The organism is Sphingobacterium hungaricum, assembly GCF_015210005.1.
GTDB lineage: Bacteria > Bacteroidota > Bacteroidia > Sphingobacteriales > Sphingobacteriaceae > Sphingobacterium > Sphingobacterium hungaricum.
The window spans coordinates 3298805-3324169 of record NZ_MU158698.1; the positions used below are offsets into that span (position 1 = coordinate 3298805).

Annotated in this window: 17 protein-coding genes and 1 pseudogene; 1 reads left to right on the forward strand and 17 read right to left on the reverse strand. The window is 40.5% G+C overall.

Going from position 1 to position 25365, the window contains the following annotated elements:
• Positions 1-68 precede the first annotated feature (68 nt).
• The 7 genes and pseudogenes from C4F49_RS17730 to C4F49_RS17750 form a co-directional block, all read right to left on the reverse strand.
• Positions 69-812, reverse strand: a complete 744-nt coding sequence (locus C4F49_RS17730; RefSeq protein WP_196937162.1) for a CBASS cGAMP-activated phospholipase — start codon at positions 810-812, stop codon at positions 69-71.
• Positions 778-1008: pseudogene (locus C4F49_RS18195) on the reverse strand (patatin-like phospholipase family protein); the annotation flags it as partial. The gene C4F49_RS17730 and the pseudogene C4F49_RS18195, both read right to left, overlap by 35 nt.
• A complete protein-coding gene (locus C4F49_RS17735) occupies positions 957-1646 on the reverse strand; it encodes an RloB family protein (RefSeq protein ID WP_196937163.1) in 690 nt (229 codons plus the stop codon). The gene C4F49_RS17735 and the pseudogene C4F49_RS18195, both read right to left, overlap by 52 nt.
• Entirely contained in the window at positions 1631-2923 is a 1293-nt protein-coding gene (locus C4F49_RS17740) for an AAA family ATPase (protein ID WP_196937164.1), read from the reverse strand. The genes C4F49_RS17735 and C4F49_RS17740 overlap by 16 nt, the downstream gene beginning before the upstream one ends.
• Positions 2924-3377: 454 nt before the next feature.
• Positions 3378-3512 carry a hypothetical protein gene (locus C4F49_RS18120; protein WP_262894790.1) on the reverse strand — a complete coding sequence of 45 codons (135 nt, stop codon included), beginning with the start codon at positions 3510-3512 and terminating at the stop codon, positions 3378-3380.
• Between the two features lie 53 nt (positions 3513-3565).
• Positions 3566-3745, reverse strand: a complete 180-nt coding sequence (locus C4F49_RS17745) for a hypothetical protein (protein ID WP_196937165.1) — start codon at positions 3743-3745, stop codon at positions 3566-3568.
• Positions 3746-3875: 130 nt separating this feature from the next.
• On the reverse strand, positions 3876-4706 hold the full coding sequence (locus C4F49_RS17750; RefSeq protein WP_196937166.1) for a phytanoyl-CoA dioxygenase family protein: 831 nt from the start codon (positions 4704-4706) through the stop codon (positions 3876-3878).
• 626 nt (positions 4707-5332) lie between these two features.
• On the opposite strand from C4F49_RS17750, the gene C4F49_RS17755 reads away from it, so the two are divergent.
• The gene (locus C4F49_RS17755; RefSeq protein ID WP_196937167.1) at positions 5333-6202 is read left to right on the forward strand and encodes a helix-turn-helix domain-containing protein; all 870 of its coding nucleotides are present in this window, start codon (positions 5333-5335) and stop codon (positions 6200-6202) included.
• A gap of 175 nt (positions 6203-6377) precedes the next feature.
• Here C4F49_RS17755 and C4F49_RS17760 read toward each other — a convergent pair whose 3' ends face one another.
• The 10 genes from C4F49_RS17760 to C4F49_RS17805 form a co-directional block, all read right to left on the reverse strand.
• Positions 6378-8276 carry an RICIN domain-containing protein gene (locus C4F49_RS17760; RefSeq protein ID WP_231388367.1) on the reverse strand — a complete coding sequence of 633 codons (1899 nt, stop codon included), beginning with the start codon at positions 8274-8276 and terminating at the stop codon, positions 6378-6380.
• 58 nt (positions 8277-8334) lie between these two features.
• On the reverse strand, positions 8335-9504 hold the full coding sequence (locus C4F49_RS17765; RefSeq protein ID WP_196937168.1) for a prolipoprotein diacylglyceryl transferase: 1170 nt from the start codon (positions 9502-9504) through the stop codon (positions 8335-8337).
• A gap of 1 nt (position 9505) precedes the next feature.
• Positions 9506-12553, reverse strand: coding sequence for a SusC/RagA family TonB-linked outer membrane protein (locus C4F49_RS17770; RefSeq protein ID WP_196937169.1), 3048 nt, complete (start codon positions 12551-12553; stop codon positions 9506-9508).
• Positions 12554-12587: 34 nt separating this feature from the next.
• Positions 12588-14270 carry a RagB/SusD family nutrient uptake outer membrane protein gene (locus C4F49_RS17775; RefSeq protein WP_196937170.1) on the reverse strand — a complete coding sequence of 561 codons (1683 nt, stop codon included), beginning with the start codon at positions 14268-14270 and terminating at the stop codon, positions 12588-12590.
• 18 nt (positions 14271-14288) lie between these two features.
• Positions 14289-17381, reverse strand: a complete 3093-nt coding sequence (locus tag C4F49_RS17780) for a SusC/RagA family TonB-linked outer membrane protein (protein WP_231388368.1) — start codon at positions 17379-17381, stop codon at positions 14289-14291.
• Between the two features lie 50 nt (positions 17382-17431).
• Positions 17432-18433: a DUF4961 domain-containing protein gene (locus tag C4F49_RS17785; protein WP_196937171.1), complete on the reverse strand. Its 1002-nt coding sequence runs from the start codon at positions 18431-18433 to the stop codon at positions 17432-17434.
• A gap of 4 nt (positions 18434-18437) precedes the next feature.
• The gene (locus C4F49_RS17790; RefSeq protein WP_196937172.1) at positions 18438-18875 is read right to left on the reverse strand and encodes a DUF5004 domain-containing protein; all 438 of its coding nucleotides are present in this window, start codon (positions 18873-18875) and stop codon (positions 18438-18440) included.
• Between the two features lie 14 nt (positions 18876-18889).
• The gene (locus tag C4F49_RS17795; RefSeq protein WP_196937173.1) at positions 18890-20617 is read right to left on the reverse strand and encodes a RagB/SusD family nutrient uptake outer membrane protein; all 1728 of its coding nucleotides are present in this window, start codon (positions 20615-20617) and stop codon (positions 18890-18892) included.
• Between the two features lie 107 nt (positions 20618-20724).
• A complete protein-coding gene (locus tag C4F49_RS17800; RefSeq protein ID WP_196937174.1) occupies positions 20725-23028 on the reverse strand; it encodes a GH92 family glycosyl hydrolase in 2304 nt (767 codons plus the stop codon).
• A complete protein-coding gene (locus C4F49_RS17805; protein ID WP_196937175.1) occupies positions 23021-25360 on the reverse strand; it encodes a GH92 family glycosyl hydrolase in 2340 nt (779 codons plus the stop codon). The genes C4F49_RS17800 and C4F49_RS17805 overlap by 8 nt, the downstream gene beginning before the upstream one ends.
• Positions 25361-25365 lie beyond the last annotated feature (5 nt).

Consider the following 25365-nt stretch of genomic DNA (forward strand, 5'->3'; position numbering starts at 1 on the left):
GTTTTTCCCATTCCAATGCTTGGTTCGATGCCAATTGCTTCATCAAGCTGAAGGCATCTTCCGTAGCTTTATCCAGTTTTGATGATCTTTTCCTGATTTTTTGACATCGGACAACTCGGAATACGGTTGTAAATGATATCAGTTTCTGAAAATTTCGAGATTTTCTTCAGAAAAAAATCTGTAAAAAAACTTTGCCCGTTCATTGAGGTTTCGAATAGCTCGTCACGCCAATCAACAAACGCGCGATGCCGCTTGAGATTCGGACGGTTTCCCGCATTAGCCGACAAGCTACTCAAAGACAAAATATTAATCGCTTTATATGGTTTTGGGTCTTCACCGACGAAGTAATCCAATGCTTCTAGTATACCCACCAAAGCCGGGTTATTCGCCCATACTCCCCCATCGATAAACTGCGTATTATTGTAGCTCGGCAGGTTCGCCAATGGAAAATACGTCGGCGCGGCAGATGTAGCAAGCGCAATTTCCACCATCTTGCTGGTGTTATCACGCTCCAAATTCGTATGGTCGTATTTGAACACATACGGTTTGTGTTCTGTGATCGAATAGCTCGGTATACACAGCAGATTGTTCGAGTTCCTAATGATCTTATCGCCAAAGATACTTTCTAGGGCCTCCCGCAATCCTTTATCACTGAACTTTCCACAAAATAGGGTCTGTCTTATAAATGACATCAACCGATTGCGCTCCGGAAATATAAGCGGACCATTTCTGATATAGAACGCTGCGATATCTTTTGCTGGAATTTTTAGCGATAAGGCTAGGGCAATCAGCCCCCCCGGTGGAGGTGCCACATATCATGTCGAAATGATCGCTGGTAAGGCACTCAAACTTCTTTTCGAATTGTTCTAAAATTGACGCCGAGTAAAGTCCCTTGATACCGCCTCCATCAATTGACAATATCTTAAACGTCTTTTGGTGAACTGTATCCATTGGTATTATGAGTCTAAATTTATTAATTCTTCGATCAGTGCGAACACCATCGTGCATGGATTTTGGCTTGAATAATCCCGGTCCCCTTCATATTTTTTCGCCAATCGTTTTGCATTGCGGATCGCCACTTCTAAGCTTCCAAACTTCCTAAGAATAGCATACATGTTTGGGCTATTCTTTCTATACCGAAAACTGTTGCCCAAACTTGACTTCAGGCGATCTTCGATCATCTTTTTATATACATCACGCCCCATCCCATTTTCGAAATAATCGAAATGTAGCAGATACCATAGCTCAAATGCCTCATTACTCCATGCACAACCGATTCCTTCATTATGGCAGCGCTGGATAGCTCCATTGAAATCCTGCGCCGTGAAACTGTCCTTATCAAAAACAATCCATAACCGATCAACTTTCCGTGTGGAATATTTTTGCATCCAAGCCCTCAATCGCATAGCTTCATCCAACAAAGACTGTGTATTGCGTCCTGTGCCTTGCACCTCAATTTGATGTGTCGTAAGCGTCCCTTTGGGAAGATCATCTTTAAGACCCTCAAAGTAATTAGGCTCTGTTTCTGCACCCTCACAAACGATCAGAAAGTACTGACGCATGTTGCGAGTATCTCTTTTCCGCCGTTGGTCGATCCGCGAGAATTTCTCCCTCTTTGCGTCAGAGAATTTTACCTTTCTTGCCATTCCACAGCGATATTAGAAAAGTTGCCAATAAATGGAATGGCACCATAGCGTCCCTCTATATAATCTTTCTCGAAAGAACGGTCTTTGCGAACGGTCTTCCCGTCTTCTTTATACTCCACCAAAGAATAAATTGAAGACGCTCCATACCGATCTTTCTCAACAAAATAAATCTGATCCCTTCTGTAATCCCCATAGCACAGCAGGTTGGTATCGTGGGTAGCAAAAATTAACTGTGCATTATTCCTGTTAAATTCATTGGAATTGAAAAGCTTCGTAATGGCTAAGGTCATCAACGGATGCAAACTTGCATCCAGTTCGTCCACCACCAGCAAGCCACCGTCATTTAGCACATCGAATATTGGACCCGAAATATTGAACAACTTATTCGTTCCAGATGATTCCTGACCGCGCATATCAAATTCTACAGGATCTACCGGCTGGTTGTTTTCGTTGTACTTCGTGTGTATCGTCTTTATATCGATACGGAAAGATCCTTCAAGATCGGTCAGCAACTGCTTGACCATCACATCTGGCAATCCGCTAGGTAGCTCCTTAGGATCAAACTCATTTTTGGAGATTCTTAGCTCGTCAAAACCTAAATCCAGCTTTCTGTAAAAGTCAAACAGCGTGCTACGTGTATCTTTATTATTCAGCATATCGAACGTAACAGCCTTGTAACCTTCATGACTCAGACCCGAAATACTTATAAAGTTGTTGAACCATTTCATGACCTTCTGTGCAATCTTCCCATTGAACTGATCCGCAACAGCAAGAAATAAAGCATTATTCCTGGTGCGCTCCTCCAAATTCTTACCTTCAGTAAAGCCTTTCATCACTTCGATGCCCTCCCCTTCACGAAGAAAAAGAGCCTTCTCCGTATTTTTCAGAGCTTCAAAAAGCCATTCCGCATGTACGCCGTGGTTGTCAACCTCGAAACCATACCGATAACGAATACCACCGATCACAAAAACCGCTTCAAAAAACGAAGGTTTGGCTTCTGTTTCTGTGTTTAGCAAAAACGGAACAATATCCAGTTCATCCGCGGAAGACTGCTCGAAAGATAACAGCACAAGCCGACGCATAGTAGACATCGCCCTCACGATATTGCTTTTCCCACTTGCATTCGCCCCATAGATCACCGCACCTTTTAATAGGTTGAAACGATCCGTTGCGAAGATATTTGCATCACTATGCTCTTTTATTGGCGTAGCAACCATGCTAAGAGTAGCCTTGCTTTTAAAAGATAAAAAATTACCAACTGAAAATTCTATTAGCATCTTATTTATTTGAGAATTATTCTCAAATATAAACAGAAAATTTTAAAAAAATGAAATAATTTGAGAAATTATCTCATTTTAATTATTTTTAATGTAAAATATGTAAGAATATCAAGTTCTCACGCTATTCTAGATCTTCCGAAGAGTCCTCCAGAATGTCTGATAAAGCGGATTTGCAATATCCATCCCTACTCCTATTATCAGCTATATCGCTTAGCTAAGAGACTCTTCGTTTTACTCAGATTGGCAAGCCAAATAAAGCTATTCTGGATGTTCCGAAGGGTCATCCAGAATAGCTGCTACTGCGGATTTGCAATTCGCTCTAGATTCATTATCAGGATTGCAAACCTGGCTTATCTGCAGTTCGACATCTTCCTACGGAGGCTATCGAACAACGGAGCCAGTTCTTACAAACCATCTCCATCAGACTATTTGCATCCATTTTAAATTTGGGTTACTCAACTTTATTTTTCAGCGCCATCAACAGTGCATATGCTCCTTTGCTGACAATGCTTTTATTTATAAAATCCGAATAGTTTTTGACTTCGACATACTCATTGCCGCTCTCGCCTACTTCGACATTTAACAATTGAAATTTGTTATTACCCAGCGATTCAAACACGTAATTTTTCCCCTCGAAATCTACCAATGCCTGCGTTGGAAATGTATATGCCGTCTGTTTATCATTTCTTTCTTTTCTGTTTTTTCGCCAAAAGGATACACCTCTACGCCATCGAAGCCATCAGACTTGACTTTGCTGGAAAATGTGTTCCAGTTAATGGTTTCGGAGCCCCAACGGGGACAAAAAAATTCTATCTTCATAATTTGCTACTTATCAAAACTGTTTTTCGATCGAAAGATTATTTCTCTTGGATGCTAATGAACTCGGACCGACAATCTTCTACTAAAAACTAAAAATTAGGCAGAACGAGTGAACACCCGTCAATCAGCATTAAAGAGATGATTCGCGCCGTTTATAGATTAGCGGATTTTGTTGCTCGTTATTTAAAAGATCTCCGACCTTAAGCGTCTTTACGTATTCATCAGGCAGCACGTTTGGAGTACCATTATATGTATTTCCATCTGGCATAAATGCACATGTCATTGCCCTACGAAAACCTGGCGTCATGTTGGCGTGCGCACCGTGTATTGTAAGACCATTGTGAAAAGTGCAACTGCCTGCTTTTATGACGGCAGATTTTGAGTGCGTAGATTTAAATTCGGGATACAATTCAAAAATTCCACCCATATTTTTGCCGATGCCAGCATTTTCAAATGTGGTTTTTTTGTGGGAACCCGGAATAAAGAATAAACAGCCATTTTCAAGAGTTACGTCATCCAGAGCTACCCAAATCGAAAGTGCCCTACGGTCTGAAAACGACCAGAATGGTGTATCTAAATGCCATGAAGTAGGATTTGCCCATGGACGTTTGATCAATGCTTGATCATGCCAAATGCGAATGCCATCAACTCCAGCCAGAGTCGCAGCCATTTTTCCAATACGTTCGTCCAACATTATTTCTTTAACCGCATCACTTGTTTGCCATAGATTTAAGAGCTGGTCGAAAACGTTATTGAAATAAGCCGTATCCTCGTTAATACCGTCGTCCTCTCCTATCTCAATATCTTTTCCAGGCATCTTTTTACCATTTCGCTCCTCAATAGCAGACTTAACCGCAGCTCTCCATGTCTCCAATTCCTGAGCGGATAAAAAATCCTCAATAACGACAAAGCCGTTAGCAGCATAAAAGTCTATTTGTTTTTTAGTTATATCAGTTTTCATGATTTATAAAAGTTAGATTACACTGAATGTATAATTGATCGTTAAACAAACTTAGATCTTACAGCCAAAAATAAAATGATCAAACTGGCAAGATTGTTGTACTTTTTGATATTACGTTTATCTTTAAACCAAACTCGAAAGTGTTGCCAAATCGTGAGCGCCAAATAAATAAAATGAGACAGTACGCTACATACCCCATAAAATCAAGTTATTGAGTTGAAAGAAAAATGAAAAAAGAGGGCCTAGCTCTAAATATTTAGACTTTCAAATTCATTAGAATAGATAAGATAACTGTTACAATTTTTAACAAATAGTATCTAAAATGATATTCTTGGATAAGATTGAGCTGTATGAAGGAATTGATTCAATGACAAATTCATCGTTTGATTAGGTTTCCCAAAAAGCCAAAAGTAAAACTGTCATCTTGCGTCAGAATTAGGAAAATCTAGGAACTATTAGTGGCAACAACCCACAACGCACATGGAATAGTATTAAGCAACGGCTTTGGTTCGTGTTACTGCTTGGCAAGTAAATGAACATGGAATGATCTCCTAAGAACTGATGCGAATTTCTTTTGTCGATATTTTCTGTATCTTACATTCAATAGATGATTACTGCGCAATTTTATGGAAAACTATCATAAATACCTAAACATTAGCGAACTTGAAAAAAAATGGAATTTCTATATTACAACAGTTGGATATAGCAAGACCGAAAAAAACATAGATTATCCCAATCCAAAAGACCATCCTTTGGATCATGGCTTCTCATGGAACAAAGGCCGGATTTTAGATGGCTTCTATGTCGTTTTTATCACAAGTGGCCGTGGTATTTTCGAATGCGAATCGATAGGAGAATGCGCAATTCATGCCGGTACTTGTTTTATCTTATTTCCAGGAGTTTGGCATAGGTATAAGCCGGATTTAACCACTGGTTGGGAAGAATATTGGGTAGGTTTCAAAGGTAGTTATCCGCAACAACTTATGGAGTCATTTTTTGACCAGAAAGTTCCTATTATCAAAACTGGTATCAGCAACAAACTTATTGCCGCTTTTACCGATTTGCTAAGCACGGTCCATCAAGCTGAAATTGGATACCCGCAAATGATTACTGGCCAAACTTTACAGATTATCGCCGTTTTGAACAGAGTAAAATTAATGGAAGAGATCAAAGATGATCCCGAATCATTATGGGTCTCAAAAGTAATATTTCTGCTTCAGCATCAACTCGACAGAAATCTAAATATCGAAGAGTTAGCAGCGGAGTTTCCAATCAGTTACTCCAAATTCCGCAAAGTGTTCAAAAGCTTAATTGGAGTAGCGCCAAATCAATACCATTTGGAACTCCGTCTTCATAAATCGAAGGAGCTTCTTGAAGAGGGCAATATGAGCACCAAAGAGATTGCATACCGCACGGGATTCACTTCTCCTCATTACTTCTCCCGATTGTACAAAAAGAAGTTTGGATTCCCGCCGAAAGTATCAAGACGCGGATAGAGATTTGCGTTCGCTCTTAAAAGAACAAAAACATCACTAACCGATTATTTCATTCTGAAATAATAATCGAAAAAAGTCACTACTTCGGGATTCTAAATCCCCTCGAATAACGAGCGTCATAAGAGGGGATAACAAACATATAAACTTACTTAATTAACTGAAGTTTTTACATAGGCTATTCAAATAGAGAATACGGTATCCTGACACCCTTCACTCGATAATAGTACGAATCATAAGTACCATCGCTTTCCTTGATAGCACCATCATTGTTCACGACGCATGCGCCAAAATTAATGCTATACGTAATTAATAATTCATCCTTCCCATTAACCGATGACGTATGAATGAGCGGCGTATACACCCTAGCATTTTTGCCTTTGTAATACTCCGTAAAGCTATGTACTAACTTTTTTGTCGTAAATGGTCCAGTAGGACTGCTAGAGATAGATATATACATATTGATGGATGGGATATCACAGTAAAATCCTTGATCCATGGTGAGATGGATATATTTACCATTGAGGTAGCTCACGTAATTAGTTCCATTACCTGTACTAACATGAGCAGATGACGATAAACTGGCTGTTGCAACCCAGGCATTTCCATTCCAAAAGGTCCAATTCTGTGGGTCATTTTGCAAGAATCTGGCAACATACAGATAGGTGTTAAAACCAAAACTATCTGGAATATTGCGGCTGCCGTATACATAGACATACCCATCGTTTGCTTTGACCATGCCGCTTGCAAACCGCATCAATTTTTCAGAAGCCGTTAAGCCAGCGGGCGTTGTGCGCTCGGTCTTCCAATGTGTGTTCGTAATTGGGGTAAGTTTATATAGGGATTGATGATCATTATCTGTCCCCAAGCCCTCACCTTCTGTGTTATGGATATAGACAATATTATTTAGTTCGACACCAGCTCCAGGCCAGCTCCATGTTTTCCCTGGGTATTTAGGAATCAGGTTACCAACACCTCCGTTTGACCGGCCATCGGCAGTCATCATAACCGCATTTGGACTCCAATTATCCATAGCAGATTGAATAATGACAGAGTTGCTATAGGATATAAAATGATTGCCATTTAAGTTGCCATTCGGTGCAAGCGACCCTTCAAACCATGCATCCTGTGTCACCCACAGAACTCTTCCATCCGACAATGGAATACTGTTACCTTGATCAAAAGCGACAGAGCCTGTTGTCCTGTTAAAGAAATTGCAGACATCGTCATCGCGGTAACTATCCCTCGGCAATTTATTGATTACCCATCGCTGTCTATCGGAGTTATCCCCAGTTTGTTGCGTGACATAGGTGATACTGCCACTGCTATTCAATGTCAGATAGAAACCGTTCGCCTTATTGATGATTTCATATTCTTCTGATTCTGCCGATTCTTCTAGCGCCCATAACTGCGCATCTACATTAGTCGATGACTTTCTGTTCTGAATTACCTTTTCGCCTTCTTCATTAGCGGCTTGAAGCAACAAACCACTATTTAAGTTTCTAAATGAATAATACTTTATTCCATCTTCCGTACGCTGGTAAATAATATCCCATTCCTGCCAGCGCTGCAGATTCTCGCCATGTGCTACTTCTGGGTTAACGATATTGATGTTCGCATTGATCAGGTATTTCTCATTAAACTTGTAATCCCCCTCTACTTGCATTACTTTACCATTCAGCACGCTAGCAATGCTATAAGTGTCATAATCGCTGATTTGCGAATCATGAATACGAAACACCACTTGCCAATCTCTTGTTTGTCCAGAAGCAGAAGTTACTTTGTAAACAACCGTCTTGTTGATTGATACATCGATTACATCTCCAGATGAAGGCGTTATGGATGCATCGTCAGAAATTTCAATAATAGGTTTCAACGAGTTCAAGTTTGCGTCGGGCTGTAAGGTCACAAACACTTGGTGTTCATCATTTGACGAAACAATACTTACCTTTCCATATTGACCGCTTTCCAATGCAAAACTTTTAATCATTCGTCCTGGGCTTAATAATTTTGGAAACTCTCGTTCGCAGGAGCTGAGAATAAGTAGGGCAAACAGATAAAATAATTTTCTTTTCATAATTCGTTACAGTTAAGATTGACTTAGTTTTATTAGGTTGTGCTAGGTATCATTTTTTCTACATAGTAATTTTTGTTAACCGAGTTTTCGATTGGCGTTGGTAGATCAGATGACCTAACATGAAAACTGCGAAGACTACTATCAGAAGGCTAATTAGCTGCGCTTCCGATAGCGAGTACCCCAACGCATCGTATTTATAATTAACGCGTAAAAATTCAATAAGAAAGCGTTCAATTCCAATGACAAAAAGATAAATGGTAAACATTAGGCCGGCTGTCTTCACCTTGTTCCTGATTGCATAAAGCACGAAAAAGACTAAGAGTATGCTGGAGAACTCGTATAAAGATGTGGGATAGACAGGGTCGATAAGCTCATGACAATATGCTCCCGTACATCCGTCAATGTATTTTCCTTGATTGATCACATTATGCGGAAATGTAGATGACCACATCCAATCCTGCAACCAGTTCAAAGGTTTAACTGTACGATTGACAATCCCCCAATCACCATCACCCGAAAAATGGCATCCCATACGTCCGACAGCATAGGCGACCAGCATTCCTAATGAACCAATATCAGCTAAGTGTTTCCAAGGAATGCCGTTCCGAATGCCGATGTACAAGTAGCTCGCTGCCCCAAAAATTAAACCACCCCAAAAAGTCAATCCGCTAAAATGAAAAATATCAATCAGCGAGTGTGATTTATGCAGTTCGTAATCTTCAAAAACATTAAATAATTTTGCGCCTATAAATCCTGTGACCGCAGCCCACAAGACCAAGGTTGGCATCAATTCTTTAGGGCTTACTAAAACACTTACTTGCCCATCTGAGATATTTTGAGATTTCTTGTATTCAAAATAAAAGGCGAGCATTGCGAGCAATAGAAAGATGATTCCACCGAGCCAACTTCCAGCACTTGAAAACATAAAACCATACGGATCACTAATAAATAACTTGTACGCTCCTACTACTCCAACTAGCTTGTACCCAACGACAAATCCCGAAACAGCATAGACCATTAAATAGATCCAAAAATAGTTCTTAGCGAACTTATTTTCGGAAGGAAAAGCTTTAATATCTCCTAATTTTTCTTTCCTTTCAAATTCACTTTTGAAGGTAAAATAGGAAAGCACAAAAGCCAAAGCCACAAAAAAACCGAATGTGGGAAATGGCCAATTAAAGTTTGTACTAAACAAATAATTAATCAAGGATGAGATCGTCGGAAACATTCTAAAAACCTATCTGAATTCCCAAATTGACTACGCGCTGATTCTGATAAGCATCTCCCGCTGTGTTGGAAGTAACCTCAGGGTCTTGCTGATACAATGAATAGTTGGTCCATGTCAATAAATTATAGCCACTTACATATAGACGCGCGTTGCTAATCGTTAACGGTAACCATCGATCAGGAAATTGATAGCCCAATTCGACGGTCTTTAGCCTTAGGTAGGTAGCATCGATTAACCAAAAATCTGACATGTACGATGACGGACTATTCACGGTAGTTGGATTAGTCGTTAGTCTAGGAAACTTAGCAGTAGCTGCCGTTTCAGGAGTCCATCGCTCTTGGTGAATAGGCAGAAATTGGCTTTTAAAAGGCTCTATTCCACTTCCCTGCACACTAAAACTATAGCCTGTAGTTCCCTGAAATAACACATTGGCACTGAAACCTTTGTAGCTACCTCCTAAAGTCAGACCAAAGCTTGAGTTTGGTATATTTGGTCTTCCAATCGTCGTTCTATCGTAATCATCGATTACTCCATCTTCATTGAGATCTTTGTACCGTAAATCGCCGGGCTGTACTTGGTAACCTCCAGCAGGTATCGGGCTAGAAGCTATGTTTTCTTCTGAATAAAACCCATCAAACAAGTAACCCATAGGCTGTCCGATCTGATGACCCGTCGATCTCAGCCATGGAAAAGCTGGAGACGGTTCGTCTTGAAATAAGATCTTGTTTTTAAAATAAGAAAACACTCCTTTGATATTGTAGCTGAACTGGCCAATGTTATCATTGTAATTTAGTTCAAGTTCTACACCGCGGTTCCTGACGCGCGCAATATTTGTCGGAGAAACTCCGACACCAATATGAAGTGGCAACGATTGGGAAGTTACCAGCTGATCGTAGCGAATGTTATTGAAATAATCTACTGTTAGCCCCAGTTTGTTATTAAACACACTTAAATCCAAACCAATATCAAAGGAAGATTGCTTTTCCCAAGTCACGTTGCTATTACCGAGGTTTCCTTCATAGATCGTCCCTGACGCCTGATGAGATACACCAAATGAGTAAGGGCCTCCTTCATTATACACCTGCTGGAATAAATATCGGTCGCCAGCAACTTTATCCGAACCGACTATACCGTAAGATCCACGAAACTTAAACAAATCGAAAAAATCAAACCTATTTTGAAAAAATTGTTCTTGAGCAAGGTTATATCCAACAGAGATCGCTGGGAAAAATCCATATCGCTGATCGGATTGGAATCGGTCCGAACCGTTGTAAGCCAAAGTCAAATCAAGCAAGTACTTTTGTTTGTAATCATAACCTGTTCGAAAAGTAAAACCTTCAAAATTTTGAGGAATCCAATTTGATCTTTTGTCTCCGCGGGAATTATAAGATTCACGATTGTAAAGCAATAAAGAATTGATCGTATGATCGTTAAATGATCTACTGTAATTAAGGCTAAGCTGTGCATTCACTCTGTTATTGTAATCACCTTGGTACGCTCTCAGTGTATAATTATCCATAACATAAGGCGCTCCACCTTTCAAAATATAGGAGTCAGTATCTGGAAAATACCGATACACGGGTATTTGGTCACGTCCCTGCTCGCGCCCATTCGATTCGACGCTTGCATAAGCGACTCTCCCTGATAATGACAAACCTTTGGCAATTGATTCCAACTCTTGGGTTCCACCAAAAAGAATGTTAATATCATTGCGCCTATCGAGATGATAACCAGACGTTCCAAGACGAGCATTGATGGTTGGAAGAAGTTCCTGAGTATCGCTAGCATAAGAATAAGATCCATTTGGATTAAGAAATGGGGCTGACCAAGGTCTGATTTTACTAAAGTCAAATACTTCTCCTACAATATTGCCTGCTCTTGGAGAATTGATCCTGTTAAAGTTAGCACGTACATCCAGTCTAAGCTTTAAGCTCTTGGTAGCTTGAATATCTAGGTTAGATCGCAAATTGTACCGCCTGTAGTAATAGTTGTTATTTACTTTGTTAGCCTCGTTTTGAAAGTCATAAAGATTTCCATCTTGTGAGAAAGCTCCTCCCGATATAAAATATTTAATCCGTTCGCCACCACCAGTGATGTCTACATTTGTATTGTATTGAAGACTTGCCGGTTTAAAAATGCGCTCATACCAATTAATATCAGGGTAAGTATACGGATCATCGCCATCTCTAAAATGAGCCAACGCTTGTTCGCTAAAAGGTTGGTAGGTATTATCGTTAGCCGTATTGTTGATGGCTTCGTTCCAGAGCAATGCACTTTCGTAAGCATCCAGAAATTCGAGTTTGGTGACCGGACTTTGCAAACCAGATTCAAAACGCGCATTGATTTTAGGTTTCCCTGATTCACCTCGATGAGTTTTTACGACCAGAACGCCGTTAGCTCCTTTAATACCAAACACAGCTGTGGTCGATGCATCTTTAAGTATGGAGATGCTCTCGATCTCATTCACATTGATCTGTGAGAGTTGCTCATACGTGTACTCGATATCATCAACAATAATCAAAGGCTGATTGCCGTCTGGATTTAACGAGCTGACCCCTCGGATATAAAAATCTGACGCATCTCTACCCGGTTGCCCAGAACGCTGTACGGAAACAAATCCTGGCAGTCGTCCTGTTAATGCATTCTGTACACTTGAGGTTGGAATCTGACGGATATCAGCTCCTTTAATAGAACTTACTGCGCCAGTATTTGTCAACTTTTTGGTAGTACCAAATCCTACCACGACCACCTCATTAATATCCTGATTGTTAGATTGCAAGAAGATTTCGAGTTGTTCTCCGGGCTTCGCTGACCGCTCTTGAGACGCGTAGCCGACGCTTGAAAACACCAATACTTGGGTGCTCCTTAGGGAGATGCTGAAACGTCCATTTTCATCAGATTGTACGGTATTGGAGCTCCCCTTTTCAGTAATTGTCACTCCAGCTAACGTTCCATCCGTATTCTTGATAATACCAGTGACTGTTGATTGAGCGATTGTCAACAATGGAAATATTAGGATTGCTAATACGATATAAATATTTTTTTTCATGTCTATGTTGCTATTGGAAAATAAATCCTGTTGCTTACCATCCTGGATTTTGGACCATATTTGGATTTTTCACTACTTCGCTGAAAGGTATTGGCGCCAAATACATTCGATTTTCAAAATTCATTTTATAGACAACCGCCGTTTGCCTAATCACTCCTGTGCCGGCCTGATATATAATCGCCGCGTGCAATTCCTTATTAAACTCTTCCTCGGCAAGCTTCCATCTTCTGACATCATAAAAGCGATGTTCTTCAAACGCCAACTCTTTGCGGCGCTCATTTTGGATGATGTCTCGCATTTGGATTTTAGTAAGTCCAAGAGGCAAAGAATATGGATTCAGTCCAGCACGTTCACGAATCCTTTCTATTGCTTGATACACGGCCAAATCAGGAACCGTTAAGCGTTCGTTCCGGGCTTCAGCAAAATTCAAAAGTGTTTCGGCATAGCGAAATAGAATATGGTCGTGATTGGTGTTGCTATAGTTAGAAGCTGTTTCAAAATTTCCCATAAATTTCCGTAAATAATAGCCTGTCTTAGTTTGTTGGCGGGAACCACCAGGTTTGTCTGCGCCACCTTCATAAGTCTGTACAGGACGATTTAACCACATCGCACCAGAATAAAAAATCGTCGCATAGAAACGCTTGTCCCGCCCCAAATAAGGATTATTTTCGTCATAACCAGAGTTAGGATCTGTAATTGGCAACCCGTTCTCCATTCCAAATGCATCGACCAATTCTTGAGTGGGACTTGTACGCCCGTTATTTAAAGCGGATGAATAGCCAATTGGTCCGTTGTTATTTTCGTAGCTGGTGTTATTGCCTCCTTGCTTTGAGAAAATCCGTTCATTGTTCCTGCTGATAAATACGTTTCTAAAATCTGGTTCTAGTGCAAATAATTCCAGATCCATAATAGCTTTTGCTGCATTCTCCGCAGATTGCCATCGTGTCGCATCCATAGCAGCATAACCCGTCAGCGGATTTTGTCCATCTATATTCCCTCCATTAAAAAGTGGACTAGCAGCGTACAACAGTACACGTGATTTGAGCGCTAGCGCAGCGGCTTTGGTCGGCCTTCCAAATAGCGTAAGACTTATTGGGTCTACATGCAGGCTATCTTTAACAAGGTCGCATTCGCTCACTATAAAATCGATACATTCTTCAAATTTATTTCTAGGTAGATTGATATCGTCATTCAATTGATATACTTTGTCATACAGTAAAGGCACACCGCCATGTCGCTTCACCAACTCGAAATACAACATTGCTCGAACGAAACGCGCTTCAGCTTTCCATACTCGATTAAATGGCGTTCCATTTGCCAAACGTCCTTTCAAAGGAACGCGATCGATATTCTGAATAAAAATACTTGTTCTTCGAATACCCTCGTAGCCAGATGTCCAAAAGTTATCATGGTAACTATCTGACGAATAAGTACCCAATGCCAATTGCTGGACTGATGTATTGGTTGGATTAGATGACACTGCGTCATCGGTGGCTGCATCGAGAAAATCACCTCCAACTCTATTTCCTGTGCTTGGCAAAAATCGGTAACTATCTGCCAAAAACCTTTCTGCATTCGCGCCGACAGAATCTTTAACATTAAAAATTTCTTCTAGTGTCTGCAATTCAATAGGCTCTGTTTCCAGATCGCTTTTACAAGAATATGTCAACACTGCTAGACCGATAAGGATTACCCCTGTTAGATTAATAAACTTCATATCTGTATATGTCTAAGGTTATAATTTAATGTTCACACCGAAATTAATAATGCGTTGGATGGGATAGGCTGTATTGCCATAAATCTCCGGATCCAAACGATCATAGGAAGTCGTTGTAAACAGGTTTTGAGCATTTGCAAATATTCGCAATGCGGCAAGATTAATTTTTTTGCTCCACGCATATGGGAAGGTATATCCTACATCGACATTGCGCACCCTCAAATAAGCTCCAGAACGTGTCCAATAACTCGAATTATTTAAGTACGGCGTGTTTGTTGGATCAAAACCTATAGTCAAACGTGGATAAGTAGCTGTAGAAGCTGTCTCGGGCGTCCATCGCCCAAGCATGTAATCATAACCCTGTCCTTCCCCGTTGCTTCCAAAGGAATAATCGGTCTGTTGATATGTTCGATTTGTTACCCCTTGAAGTAAAATGCTGCAATCAATCCCAGCAAAATTAAATCCTAGTGTAGTGCCATAAAACACCATCGGTTTAGTATTGCCGATAGCTGTTTGATCGTAAATGTTGATAATACCATCACCGTTCAGGTCAACTAACTTAACATCTCCAGGATTGACAACATTTCCAGCCAGACGAGGAGCAGCATCCGCTTCTTCTTGGCTTTGGATCAAACCGTCAGCCAAATAACCAAAGGTTTGTCCAACAGGCATGCCTGTGCGATGATTCCAAGAATATTTTTGAAATACTTCGTTCATATAAAGGACTTCTGTTCGCATGCGCGAAACATTTGCCGCTATGAAATAATTAAAGTTTCCAAGATGGTTTTGATAGGTTAATTCGATTTCCTGACCTTCATATAGATTCTTTCCGATATTTTCATTCGGATAACTAATGCCGATCAGTTCAATGGTCGATCCACGTTGCTGCAACAAATCAGAATAACTGTCGCGATAATATGCGGCACTCAGCTTGAATTTAGATTTTAACAGCGAAATATCAAGCCCCACATTAAGCTTATTTCCTTTTTCCCAAGTAGCTCCGACATTGGCTAATCCTTTTTCAACTAAACTGTTAAACCGTGTATATTCAGAACCAAACTCGTACGCATCAATGCCACCTTGACCAAATGAAGTACGCCAGCTATAATATCCTAAAGCCCCTTCATTTACATTACCTGTATGACCATAAGTTACTTTCAGTTTGAACTGATCCAGCCAATTGGTTTGATCGGCAAGAAAAGATTCTTGAGCCAGGTCCCATCCTAAGCCGGCAGCATAAAACAATCCAAATTTACTTCCTGGTTTAAAACGATTAAAACCAGAATAATTTACAGCGACTTCGGCGAAGTACTTGTTTTTATATGCATAATTTCCCGTTGCAGCAACATTCGTGTAAATTGCGGGTAAGTCAAATTGATAATTGGATGTCTGCTGATCAAAAAATAGCTTTCCTCCTACCTGATGTCCTCCCGCAAACTCTCTATCGTAACCCAGAGCTCCCTGAAAATAGAAGAAGTTGGCCGATGAAGTGGTTGAAAATGAATTCGGCTGATCAGTGATGTCTCCAAATCTTACATAAGTCAATTCATTCTGATCATTGTAAGTAACATCAAATACGGGCTGTCTACGGCTTCGATCTACAATACTGGAAGAAGAAGAGGACACATTCACTTTCCCTTGAGCATAAAGGCCAGGAAGCCAACGATCAAACTTATACTTCAAATCGAGATTAGCTAAAATGTCCCTAGTATTGTCAAGCAGATAACCCGAACCAGTAGCCTGTTGGTACAAATTTGTTTTGAATACAGAGGAGCCACCATATGACCCATCGGGATTAAAAATAGGATAAGCATTGTTCGGAGTAGAAAAAAGGCTTCTAAAAATCTCCTGTGTTCCTGCACCCGGTTGCCTTCCATTTTGAATGCGGCCAAACAACTGCAGTCCAATTGTGAAATCACTGGTCACATCCACATCTATTGTACTGTTGATCAAGTACCGAGATTGTTCCAAATTCGTATCGTAATCGAACTGATCTGAAGAATTGAACATCCCCTCTTGATTTAAGTAACTTAACGAAATTGCGTAACGAGCGTTTTTTATTCCACCATTGACACCCAAATTATATTTCGTGATGGGATTATGTTCCTTTAAAATAGCGTCATACCAATTTACATTTGGAAGCAAATAGGGTGAGCTTCCTGACTTATAGGCATCGTAATCTTCTTGGCTGTATACTGGCTGACGGCCTGAATTCAGCAACGCTTCGTTGTAGAGATAAGCATATTGATGAGCGTCCAGAGGGTTGACTTGTTTTAATGATTCTTGAAAACCCGTCTGTGCGGTAAATGAAACTCTCGGAGCCCCAATTTTACCTCGATGGGTAGTAATCTGCAATATTCCTCTGGAGCTTCGCTGACCTAAAAGGAGCGATGATAACGCATCTTTTATTACCGTGATGGATTCGATGCTTTCAGGATCTATGGAATATATTTCGCGTTGCACACCGTCGATGATGGTAATTGGATTTTGACCCCGCAATTGGAATGCAACTTCGCTATTGTCACTTAAACTCGTGCTATATTTCGTGGCTTCACCCGGCAAGGATCCAGCAAGGTCCGAAAAAGTGATTGGCGATGTTCTTGCGGATCTAAATCCAGAAATTTCTTGGGTATAAAAACCAGCAAGCCTTCCAGTTAAAGCATTTAAATACAAAGGCGTAGGCGTGCTTTTTATTTGATGATGATTTACCGTGGATATCGCCCCTAGAGATTTTTTTAGATCCTTCTTTTCATTAAGTATGTTGATGGAGTCAGCAGTAAAAAGATATTTAGCGACCATGTACACTGTGCTTGGTCCATTATGTTTTATGATTTTCGGTACATATTCAGGATGTTGAATAGTGATTTCCCTATCTGAATATTCCAATTCAGCTTCGCCAAATTCGTCCGTTGTCGCAAGCAATTGCTGTTCTACAGAATAGACCTTCGCCCCTGCTAATGGCTTGCCAAATTCGTCAACAACTTTTAGGATCTCTTTATTTTGTTGAGGAAAGCTTGCAATCCTGTGAAAAGAACTGGCATAGATTGTATGGGCACTGAAGAAAAACAGCCATGCGCCTACCATTCCCAACTTTATATAGTGATTAAACATAGTTATAATTTTAATTGTAATTGATGTGGTTTACCGATTATAGATTTCACCTATTGACAGCGAAACGTATATTTAAAAGGCTGATCTGTATTTCCATATCCCACTTTTTTTGTACCTGTACCATCGGTATAAAAATATTCTAAGCGTGCGATCTGAGCGTTTGGCTGCATATTAAAATATCCCCTTGGCCAGATATCCAATAATATCTTTTTACCTGCTGATGGCTTGAGTTTCGATTTGATATCGCGGGTATTTATTTCTCCCAATAGTTGGTCTGATTCATCGAATGCCTTTATCTGAATATAAACATCGTCGAGGTTTTGAAGTTCGGTTTCAATTACGCCCGCATCAAAAGACAGCGTGATGATATCGTTGTCAAAGCTTTTAACTGGCTGAACCGTGCTTAATTGCGGATTGACAAAATCGAGCAAGTCGCCTTCACCTTCGTAAATCTCTATGGGATTCGAAAATGTGAATTTTTTATAATCAGTATCGTCTGGTCGTAGATTTTCGATTGAAGAGCCTACATAAAAACCTAAACTAACCAGCATGTTTTCACTGCCAACACTGCATTCAACCTTTACATCGAAGCTCAGGTCAGCACGCTCATCTTCATTGTTGGTAAATGTAAACGACTGTGTGCTGCGATAGATAATCCATTCGAAATCATCGATCAGGTTAGGACCAACGCCGAACATTTTTTTTGCAGCCTGATGCCAATTAAGTCCTGAAACAGGTTCGGTTTCAGAGTCTGGAATCATACGCAAGGTTCCATTACCTTTGGTGCTTGTATACGTGAGCACGGCATTTTGACGCGCGTTCCAACTCTTGGGAACCATAATTCCCGCTACTAGCTGCGTTGTATACGTATTTGGCTCTTCGATTCTTGGTTGTGCTCCAGAATGCATATAAAATGTAGCTCGTTCGTTCGCTTTCGCTGTGGCTGGAACCGTTACAGTCAATGCGGTAAGGCCGCAATGCATTAAGAATATGGTCATACCTACTCCAATAAATAGGTACACATATTTTAGTCGTTGAAATGGGCGATTCATAATCTTAATTTTGGCGTTCAAATTGGTATTGATAGGTATTCGTGGAACATCCTAGGCTAAAGGACAGGCTCAATTGGCGCTCACCTTTTACGATCGGAAATTGAAACTTAACAGGAACTGTATTGGTTTGCCCCTTTGGATGTAAAATGATACCAAAAGGATATTGAGGATCGCTCAAAGTATAATTCCCTTCTTCATTAAGTACAAAAGGTAATTCCTCTGATAAATCATAGGTACCGTCGTTTTTAAAATTGATATAAAAACCACTTAGGTCCATTCGCTTGCCGATCTCTTCCCCATTTCTAGTAAGCTGTACCACCTTCCAATTTCCTGTTATATCTTTGTTCGTTTCGTCAAAAACCATTTTTGATATTTCATCTTTACACGATAGTTGGGCGATTAAAATAAGCATCATAAAGCCCCGAATTGCTGAATTTTTCATGCGTTTTTTTATAATTAGTATCCTGGATTTTGTAATAAATCTGTTGATTTGGCAACTTCTGACTGTGGGATTGGCCATAAATACATGCGGTTGCTGAATACACGTTTACGTACATTGATCGTGTTGTAGGTCGTCCCTGCGGCATTGCGGATTGGTTCCGTTCCATGCAATTGGCTATTTTCAACTAGTTCAGCAATCTTCCACCGGCGTACATCAAAGAAACGATGTCCTTCAAATGCCAATTCTTTCTGCCGTTCATTTTGAATAATCCGCCTCATCTCTTCCTGCGACAGATTTAAGGGCAATTTATAAGGAGATAGTCCTGCTCGTTCACGAATAGATTCGACAGCAGCATATACTTCAATATCTGGCGTGCCTAAACGTTCATTACGTGCCTCTGCAAAATTTAATAGGATTTCAGCATACCGTATGATCGGCATGCATCGAGGAGTTTCTGTACTAAACCAATCGGCAGCAACATTACGATGAACCATCTTATAGGTGTAATATCCTGTAGGCGTGCCTTTGTAAATTGCGTCCTGTCCCGAGATCGCGTTGTTGGGATTAGTTTTATCTATAAAAATGTTTACCGGACGCCTCGCCAATCCATCTCTATGGAATACAAGAGATTGATCTCTAGTGACGGTATTAGCTAAACGAGGATCTCGATCTTTATAAGGCTGCAATGGATCGTATCCTGAGGTTGGATCCGTAATCGGCAATCCATTTTTCATACCAAACGCATTAACGGTTTCTAGGTATGGATAAGCTCCAGGGCTTCCTAACCCAAATGTTGGTGGATGAAAGATACCTTCCAAATCTCGATTTGCTGCTTGCATTCTTGCCAGAATGTATTCGGTGTTTTTACGTAACTGAAATACTTGGTAAAATCCAAATCCTGGTTCTGTTGTATTATTTATATGCAAGCTATATTGTCCAGACGCAAGGACTTGTGCAGCGGCGTCTTCAGCTCTTTTCCAACGCTGAGGATCTGCATTGGGATAGCCTACGATTCCCTGCAAAGCTCCATCAGATGCGACAGATTCACCATTATATAACGGACTAGCGGCGTATAGCAATACCCTTGATTTTAATCCAAAGCAAGCCGCTTTATTGATTCGCCCATAATTTTCACCTTCATGAACCCAAGGCAAATCTTCTGCTGCAGCATCACATTCGGAAACGATATAGTCGACACATTCCTCATAAGAATTTCGTTCAAATGGAATTATGTCAGTTGCGCGATAAACACTATCCCCCATTAGAGGCACACCTGCGTAATGTTCCAGAAGAATAAAATAGTAATAGGCACGCAAAAAACGTGATTCGGCTTTCACTCTAGATTTTATATCATTGCCAAATTTTGTCTGGTTTAAGTTTTTCAATAATATATTTACTCGACGAATGTTCGTGTAACTTGTAGACCATGCATCCCTAGTGATCATGTTGGAATTTACAGTACCTGTTGCAAACTGAATAAATGTATTGGCACTACCCAATCCTGCTCCCTCTGCTTCATCTGTGCTGGCATCCAAACCACCTCCACCAAAACGCCTCGGCCAAGTAGAAAACCCAATATCTGAATAAATACTGGATAGAAAATTAAGCGTATAGACACTATCCGCAAACACCACTTGTTCATTCAAATCGGTAGATTGCGTCTGATCTAGAAATCCCTGTTTGCTACAGGAAAAAAATCCAATAGTAGCCAATGCCACAATAAGTAAATACCTCTTTTTCATAATTTTATTTATACTGGTGATATTATATAAGGTTATAAATATCCTATCAACTATTAATGCCTAAAGCATCTCATCTACAAAATCTTGAACAAAAAAAACCGGTATGTTTAGTTCTTTAAGCTTAATGAAAATGGTTTTGCTTCTTTGCTTATACCACGATTTAAATTGGGTGTGTTGCTCATTTCAAATGTTAACTCACCGCCATTAATTATATCTGTGTAGTGTATAAAATTTTTATCGTGTGACTCTCCATTTAGATGTGCAGATTTTATATAGACATTTTCGGCGTTATTATTTTTTGCGTTGATAATAAACTTTTTACCATTTTCAAGTGTGATAGTCGCCTTTTGGAATATTGGGCTACCAATCACGTATTCATCTGTGCCGGGGCATACACTATAAATACCCAAAGCACTCAATACATACCATGAGGACATCTGCCCTTGGTCTTCATCACCAGGGTATCCTTTTTCTGTTGCATTGTATAAATTTGAAGTGACCAATCGAACCTGCTTTTGGGATTTCCATGGCTCAGCACTAAAATTGTAAAGGTAAGCCACATGCTGAGTAGGTTGATTCCCGTGAGCATATTGCCCCATTTGCGCCAAAATCATTTCGCGCATTTCATGGATTTCTTGCTTATATGATCCGTAATTGATGGTCTGCTCCATGGTAAAAAATTGATCAAGTTTTTCATTGAAAAGCTTCTCTCCACCGATTAGGTTAATCAATCCATTGATGTCATGCATCACCGACCAAGTATATTGCCAAGCATTGGCTTCCGTAAACGGCCCTCCCCACTCAAAGGGATCAAAATCGGGGCGCCATTCGCCATTGGCTAATCTTCCGCGCACAAAATTAACTTCAGGATCGAACACATTTTTGTAATTATACATTTGCTTAGCAAACACCTCTTCGTAAAATGTATTGCCAGTCATTTTCGCCAGCTGATAAGCGCAAAAATCATCATACGCATACTCCAAAGTTTTAGCTGTACTTTCATGAATGTCGCCGTAGGGAATAAAACCTTTAGTAAAATATTCTTGCCACCCCTCTCTTCCATTGGATCCGCCCCATGGTCCTTTATTAGTCACTTCATGGTAGTAAGCTTGTAGCGCGCTATCTGGGTTGAAAGTATGTATGCCCTTTGCCCACGCATCGGTCAACAAGGATATGGCATGGTTACCGATCATTACTCCAGACATTCCAGGATTAGACCAGGTCGGAAAAAAGCCAGCTTGCTGCTGTGCGTCTAACAAAGATTGCATGTACCGTCCTTGCATTTCAGTATGCAAAATATTGCTTAATGGAAATTGCCCACGAAAAGTATCCCAAAACCCATTATCTGTGTACATATAACCAGCATGAATTTTGCCATCATACGGACTAAAATAATTAGGTTGCCCTTCGGCATCTATTTCATAAAATTTACGGGAAAATAGATTAGCGCGAAACAAACAGGAGTAAAAAGTCGCCTTCTCTTCTTCTGAGCCTCCTTCTACAAATACACGATTTAGCAATGTATTCCAAATAGTATAAGCCTTAGCCTTGGTGGCTTCAAAATTCTTGTTGTCAGCTAATTCTTCGCTAAAATTAAGTTCGGCTTGAGCAGGACTAATGTAAGACGACGCCATTTTTACTTCCACCTGTGTACCCGGAGCAAATTCTAAATAGGCACCGACTCCCTTGCCTTCGTCGTAGTCGCTTCCAGGTGTCACTTTACCCCCTACATTCTCCCAAACGCCATGCGATTGAAAATCTTTATTGAAAACGATTACGAAATAACTTTTGAAGTTATCCGGAACAAATCGACCATTATTCACATAACCAACGATTTTCCTTTCTTTCGGAAATATCTTGATTTCTGCATCTTTTGTGTACCCATCCAAAACAAGATGCGCTTTGCCCTTCTTAGGAAAAGTGAAGCGCATATGCGCGCCGCGCTCTACCGGACTTATCTCGGATTTAATGCCATTGTCGAAGGTGACCGCATAATAATTTGGTTTGGCTATTTCATTTTCATGGCTGAATTTGAGGGCGCGTTCATGTTCATTGACAATCAAATCGCCTACCCCAGGCATGAGTGAAAAAACTGCATAATCATTCATCCATGGGCTGCATTGGTGGACTTGCTGAAATCCTCTAATCGTATTATCTTGATACCTGTACTTCCAGCCGTTGCCATTTTCACCAGTCTGAGCTGAGAAAAAATGAACAGCGAAAGGTAAGCCAACTGTCGGGTAGGTATTCCCATAGGACAATGACCATTCAGAATGAGTGCCTTGCAACGTATTGACGTATTTCACCAAATCCGGCTGTTGAGCAAACGATTTATTCGCACAGAATATCCCTAATGAAAGACATAAAAAATACCCGATAACACTCCTTATACGTATACTTAACTTAATCATTGCTCAGCCCCCATTCTTTATTAGGTTCATTTCCCATAAACAGTTCAAGCTTCCCACCAGAAACTATATTTTGAAAATCTAAATAACACTTGTCATATGGCTTACCATTAAGCAATGCCTTTTGGATGTATACGTTTTCTGATGAATTGTTATGCGTTTTCACGATGAAATTCTTTCCAGAGAAAAATTTATCATCAATTTGAAATTCAATTTCATCGAATATAGGACTCGTGATCTCATAGCGAGTGCTCCCGGGCGTCACTGGATGTAAGCCAGTCGAAGCCAAAACATACCAAGCCGACATCTGTCCGACATCTTCATTACCAACAATTCCCTCTACGGAATTTTTATAGGCCTTTTCACAGATTAAACGCGACCATTTTTGCGTCAGCCAAGGAGCTTTTAACTGGTTGAAAAGAAATGGTACGTGGTGCACCGGTTCGTTGGCGTGGTTGTAATAGTCATTCCACAGGAAATGATCAGGAGTTTTTTCAAAAAACTCAGTTAAATCGGCCAGAACTTTATCAATACCACCCATCAATTCGATCATTCCTTGCACATCTTGAGGCACAAACCAACCTTGCTGATACGGATTGGATTCGATGGAGCCATACCATTCCTTGGTACGAGCATTTTCTGGCCATGGCTCCCAGGTTCCATCTGCGTTTTTAGGTCTAAACCAACCCTTTTCTTGATCAAATATATTTTTGTATGCTTGCCCTTTTATATGAAATCGCAGCGCGTCATCCTCCTTGCCAAGACCTTTGGCAATCTGTGCGATGCACCAATCCGTGTATGCGTATTCCAATGTATTCGAAATGCTGTGAGGTGCAGGAGAATATCCCAATGCGTCATTGCCAAATTTTGTAGAGGTATTAATCGCATATTGATAAGCTTTATTGATGTCGTACCCGCGAATACCCTTGACATAAGCGTCGGCGAGAACAGAAATAGCAGGATTTCCAATCATACATCCAGAGTAGGCATTCAGAAATTCCCAACGCTCAAAATATTCATTTCCAGACTCCTCAGCAAGCGTAATTAACGAATTGAGCTGATCATTCACAAGCGTTGGATTAATAATGGTCTGCAATGGAAATTGGCTACGGAATACATCCCACCCGCTAAAAATAGTACGCTTAGTGAAATTAGTCGTCTGATGAATTTTATAATCGCCTCCTACATATCGACCATCTACATCGCTATAGGCTCTAGGATCAATCATCGTATGATAAAGCGCTGTGTAAAATATTGTTTTCTGGTCTTCTGTACCACCTTTAACTTTTATCCGTTGAAGATCTTTGTCCCACATAGCCGCTGCATTTCTACTGATTTCATCAAATGTTTTGTCGGCAATTTCTGCTTTGTAATTGCGCTCTGCGCCATCCATATCAACAAATGAAACTCCTACTTGCATAGTCACCTCTTCATCTTTATGTGTTTCAAAGTTATTGTAGAAGCCCAAGTGTTTGCCTTCCAACTCATTTTCACCAGTGACGATTGCAGCCTCTTTTACTCTGTTCAGGTAATCAATACTGACAACCTCTTCCCTTTTACGTGTCCAAGAATCTGGAATGTCTGCAGTCCAAAATCCAAAATCTTTTAAAGGTTTGCTAAAACGAGCATAAAAATAAACCGTGTATTTAGCCTTACCGTCTCCGTTGCCCCAGCCACCGCCATCAGGTGTACAAAGCATCCAACCTTGTATCGTGTAATCGTCGACTTTGCGGATGTATTGCCTTTCAGACGTACCGCCGACCCGCCTCGCCAAATCTATTTGTATACGAGATGATTTATTTTCTGGAAAGGTAAATCGCAACATGCCACTGTGCGGTGCTGCCGTAGTTTCTACTTTGATCCCGTAATCCGTAAGATTCACAGAATAATAACCCGCTCGAGCAACTTCCGTATCCTTGTCATAGTTCGATCGATATCCAGATATGCTCCCATCTTCCTTACCAGCAATGATATTTAGTTTTCCAGTGGTCGGCATAATTAAAAAATTACCAAGATCCCCATACCATCCTGTGCCGCTCATCTGTGTGACGGCAAATCCCTCAATCGTTTTATGTTCGTAGCTATAGCCAGGACTATTGTCGCCGCCAGTAATCGTGTTTGGGCTAATCTGCACCATTCCAAAAGGTGTAGCAGCACCTGGAAATGTCTTTCCTAAACCGTGGTAAACTTCTGCCGCCCCAACGCTCGTACTCGCTCCAATAAAAGGATTGACGTATCGGCTAGGCAAATTCTCATCCATATTTCTGACACCTGAACAAGCAGTCAGCAACATCATGATATACAGCAATCCACTGTTTTTAAGTCTATTTATCATTTATT

Excerpts from the sequence above, each read along its gene's own strand:
- C4F49_RS17805 (WP_196937175.1), bottom strand. The coding sequence starts at position 25,360 with ATGATAAATAGACTTAAAAACAGTGGATTGCTGTATATCATGATGTTG.
- C4F49_RS17770 (WP_196937169.1), bottom strand. The coding sequence starts at position 12,553 with ATGAAAAAAAATATTTATATCGTATTAGCAATCCTAATATTTCCATTG.
- C4F49_RS17750 (WP_196937166.1), bottom strand. The coding sequence starts at position 4,706 with ATGAAAACTGATATAACTAAAAAACAAATAGACTTTTATGCTGCTAAC.
- C4F49_RS17780 (WP_231388368.1), bottom strand. The coding sequence starts at position 17,381 with ATGTTTAATCACTATATAAAGTTGGGAATGGTAGGCGCATGGCTGTTT.
- C4F49_RS17740 (WP_196937164.1), bottom strand. The coding sequence starts at position 2,923 with ATGCTAATAGAATTTTCAGTTGGTAATTTTTTATCTTTTAAAAGCAAG.
- C4F49_RS17765 (WP_196937168.1), bottom strand. The coding sequence starts at position 9,504 with ATGTTTCCGACGATCTCATCCTTGATTAATTATTTGTTTAGTACAAAC.
- C4F49_RS17795 (WP_196937173.1), bottom strand. The coding sequence starts at position 20,617 with ATGAAAAAGAGGTATTTACTTATTGTGGCATTGGCTACTATTGGATTT.
- C4F49_RS17785 (WP_196937171.1), bottom strand. The coding sequence starts at position 18,433 with ATGAATCGCCCATTTCAACGACTAAAATATGTGTACCTATTTATTGGA.
- C4F49_RS17745 (WP_196937165.1), bottom strand. The coding sequence starts at position 3,745 with ATGAAGATAGAATTTTTTTGTCCCCGTTGGGGCTCCGAAACCATTAAC.
- C4F49_RS17760 (WP_231388367.1), bottom strand. The coding sequence starts at position 8,276 with ATGAAAAGAAAATTATTTTATCTGTTTGCCCTACTTATTCTCAGCTCC.
- C4F49_RS17800 (WP_196937174.1), bottom strand. The coding sequence starts at position 23,028 with ATGATTAAGTTAAGTATACGTATAAGGAGTGTTATCGGGTATTTTTTA.
- C4F49_RS17790 (WP_196937172.1), bottom strand. The coding sequence starts at position 18,875 with ATGAAAAATTCAGCAATTCGGGGCTTTATGATGCTTATTTTAATCGCC.
- C4F49_RS17775 (WP_196937170.1), bottom strand. The coding sequence starts at position 14,270 with ATGAAGTTTATTAATCTAACAGGGGTAATCCTTATCGGTCTAGCAGTG.
- C4F49_RS17735 (WP_196937163.1), bottom strand. The coding sequence starts at position 1,646 with ATGGCAAGAAAGGTAAAATTCTCTGACGCAAAGAGGGAGAAATTCTCG.
- C4F49_RS17755 (WP_196937167.1), top strand. The coding sequence starts at position 5,333 with ATGGAAAACTATCATAAATACCTAAACATTAGCGAACTTGAAAAAAAA.